The sequence below is a fragment of the uncultured Mucilaginibacter sp. genome (assembly GCF_903913935.1).
Lineage (GTDB): Bacteria > Bacteroidota > Bacteroidia > Sphingobacteriales > Sphingobacteriaceae > Mucilaginibacter.
In genome coordinates this window covers 1-3,359 of record NZ_CAIWNH010000136.1, presented here as the reverse complement: position 1 = coordinate 3,359, position 3,359 = coordinate 1, and the positions used below count along the sequence as shown (strand labels likewise).

At 42.4% G+C, this 3,359-nt stretch carries 3 protein-coding genes; 2 read left to right on the top strand and 1 reads right to left on the bottom strand.

Annotation, left to right across the window (positions count from 1 at the left end; all coding sequences use genetic code 11):
• Positions 1–165: 165 nt before the first annotated feature.
• Entirely contained in the window at positions 166–429 is a 264-nt protein-coding gene (locus QZY09_RS05210; protein WP_295669110.1) for a hypothetical protein, read from the top strand.
• 58 nt (positions 430–487) lie between these two features.
• Positions 488–2,512 (top strand): S9 family peptidase, encoded by a 2,025-nt coding sequence (locus QZY09_RS05205; RefSeq protein WP_295669107.1) that lies wholly within the window; start codon positions 488–490, stop codon positions 2,510–2,512.
• A gap of 83 nt (positions 2,513–2,595) precedes the next feature.
• Here the strand turns inward: QZY09_RS05205 and QZY09_RS05200 are convergent, their stop codons facing one another.
• Complete coding sequence (locus tag QZY09_RS05200) at positions 2,596–3,072, bottom strand: hypothetical protein (RefSeq protein WP_295669104.1); 477 nt, start codon at positions 3,070–3,072, stop codon at positions 2,596–2,598.
• Positions 3,073–3,359: the final 287 nt, after the last annotated feature.

Here is a 3,359-nt window from a genome sequence, read left to right as displayed (position 1 = left end):
GTAACCGCCTCCAGCTAAATGACAATAGTCACTTAAAAATCTGATCTTTGATACACAAAAACCTCAGAAGAACACGTTAAAAAATTTGTCACAAGCCCGTTACTCAGGCCATTTGTAAAACACCATTTATTTGTTGTTATTTGGAATGGAATTGACCCCATTATTATGATGAATAGATCTATACTTACAGCCTGCTGTTTTGCGGCAGTATTGCGTGTTTCTGCCCAGCAAGGCCCAGTTTTAACTGCAAAGGATTACGCCCATGCCGAAAGCTTTTTAAGTTATAATACCGAACCGCTGATTGACCATGGGCCGGTGCACCCCAACTGGCTTCCCGGCGACAGGTTCTGGTTCCGCGACCTCAATGCTGATGGAAGCGAGTTTATTTTGGTAGACCCGGTAAAAAAAAACAATTTCCGGCGTTTTTGACCAGGGGAAATTAGCAACTGCCCTATCCACAGCAACCGGCAAACAATACAGCGGTTTTATGTTGCCTTTTCAAACTTTTAGTTATTCAGCTGATAATAAAGCGATCATTTTCACGGCTGATGGCAAATTGTGGAAATGCGATTTACAAAGCTACCAGGTAAGCCCTGACACCGGCAAAATGAGTGAATCTGTTGCAGGCTTTGCTGCAGGCAGGCGCGCGCGGGGAAACCAGGGCACAGAGATCGCTTCGCCTGACGGAAAAAAAGTAGCCTTTTTGCGCGACTATAACTTATGGGTGCGCGATGCAGCCACCAAAAACGAAACCCAGCTTACTACCGACGGCATTAAAGATTTTGGCTACGCCACCGATAATGCCGGCTGGAAAATGGGCGACGGCCCTATCCTGCTATGGTCGCCCGATTCAAAAAAAATAGCCACGTTTAAACAAGACCAACGTGAAGTAAGCGACATGTACCTGGTGACCACCAACGTGGGTAAACCCACTCTTAAAGCATGGAAATACCCGCTTCCGGGCGATAAGAATATCGCTACTATTCAACGGGTGATCATCGATACGGACATTCCAAAGGTGATCAATATCCAGGTTCCTCCTGACGCTCACCGGGCCACCTTGAGTGATGATATCGCCAGCAGCGGTACATTTGATGATGTAAACTGGAGCGACGATGCCACACAACTGGCCTTTGTATCAACCAGCCGCGACCATAAAGACGAAAAATTCCGGATTGCTGATGGCAACAGCGGCGCTGTGCGTGAAATTTTTGAAGAAACCGTAACAACCCAATATGAATCGGGCTGGGGAACGATTAACTGGAAATACTTGCAGAAAACAAATGAGATCATCTGGTTCTCTGAAAGGGATAACTGGGGCCATCTTTATTTATATGATGCGCTTACCGGCAAATTAAAAAACCAGGTTACCAAAGGCGATTTTGTGGTAACCAGCCTGGTAAAAGTTGATGAAAAAAACCGGGTATTATATTTCATGGCAGCTGGTAAAGAGGCGGAAAATCCTTATTTCAGCCAGTTATATAAAATCGGGTTTGACGGCAAACACCTCAGCTGCCTTACGCCCGAAGATGGCAATCATGAGATCACCTTATCCCCCTCAAAAAACTATTTCGTCGACAATTATTCAAAACCAGATGTTCCGCCGGTGACAGTTTTAAGGGATATGAATGGCAAATTGCTGGTTAATGTAGAGAAAACTGATATTACACGTTTGCAGGCCGCCGGCTGGAAACCGGTTACACCCATCACATTAAAGGCTCATGACGGCACAACTGATATTTATGGCCTTATGTTCAGCCCAACTAACATTGATCCCAATAAAAAATATCCGATTATAGACTATATATACCCGGGGCCACAGGGTGGTAGTGTGGGCAGCTGGTCATTTGCGGCATCAAGAGGCGACAACCAGGCATTAGCTGAATTGGGTTTTATTGTGGTGGCAATTGAAGGCACCAGCAATCCCTTGCGTTCAAAAAGCTTCCATGATATGAGCTATGGAAATATGGCCGAAAACACACTTCCTGATCAAATAGCCGGGATCAGGCAACTGGCGCAAAAATACAACTATATTGATACCACACGCGTAGGTATCTGGGGGCATTCAGGTGGTGGCTTTGCAACTGCTGCTGCGATGTTCCGCTACCCTGATTTCTTTAAAGTGGGTATTTCCGAATCGGGCAATCATGACAACCGCAATTATGAGGACGACTGGGGCGAACGCTACGATGGCTTAGCTGCAAACTCAAATTATGATGCACAGGCGAATGAAAATTATGCTAAAAACCTAAAAGGGAAACTTATGCTTGCACATGGTTTAATGGATAATAACGTTCCGCCGCAGAACACCCTATTGGTAATTGAGGCGCTTGAAAAAGCTAATAAGGATTATGACCTGGTGATCTTCCCCAACAGTGCACATGGTTACGGCGGTTTTTCACCCTATATGATGCGCCGTCGCTGGGACTATTTTATAATGAATTTGGCTGGTGGGGAAACGCCAAAAGAATATGAAGTTAAAATAAAGCCGGACCCCAGAAACAGCAAATAAAAAATATAAAAAAAGCAAGGACGAACAAAAAGCGGATAATAATTTATCCGCTTTTTGTTTACATGATAAAATGGTCGATCTGTTTATTTATGTAATACAAATCCGGCTACTTGCTCTAAATTATACCCTTCAAAGCCGCGGCCCAATTCTCTTTTATCAGTAGTATAAAAGTGATCGTTAGCCACCGCATTATAATACCTGAACAAGGGGATGCTTCCCGGCACGTGGAAATTGTAAATATAGCAAGCAACTCCTTCAAAATTATAGCCCGCATCACCCATACCCAATTCATGCAATCTCATGGTATAAAAATGATCACCGGTTTTAGGGCTGAAATACCTAAACAGTTCTTTTATCGGTTGATTTGGACGCGGCTCTGCAAAAACGCGGCAGGTAATGCCTTCAAATGCCCAATCGCCTGTGCCATTACGATACTCATTAAAGTTTGTGGTATAATAATGTTTGTTTTGTTTTGGATTGTAATACCTGAACAATGGCTGTTGCGCAAATGCGATGCCTGATATTAAAATAAACAACCCTAAAGTTAAAATCTTTTTCATTGTGATGATATTAAATATTAAATAAACAATATGAGGTTAAGACCTTTTGCAAAAACAAAAGTTTAATGCACAATTTTAATAAAAATAAAGATCAAACCCTTTGAAATGGACAGCAAATAACAACTTAGATTAATTACAAATAAGCACCCCCTGCGTTCTATATTAAAGTCGTAAAACCCGGTTAGTTTTTAATCCAATTGGAATTCAATCAAAAAAAAACAAACAAACAAAAAGCCGTTCAGTTTGAACGGCTTTTTGTTATTAACATTAACAATAAAATTTTATTG

What these genes read in the sequence shown, in the direction of transcription:
- QZY09_RS05200 (WP_295669104.1), bottom strand. Translation starts at nt 3,072, where the DNA reads ATGAAAAAGATTTTAACTTTAGGGTTGTTTATTTTAATATCAGGCATC.
- QZY09_RS05205 (WP_295669107.1), top strand. Translation starts at nt 488, where the DNA reads ATGTTGCCTTTTCAAACTTTTAGTTATTCAGCTGATAATAAAGCGATC.
- QZY09_RS05210 (WP_295669110.1), top strand. Translation starts at nt 166, where the DNA reads ATGATGAATAGATCTATACTTACAGCCTGCTGTTTTGCGGCAGTATTG.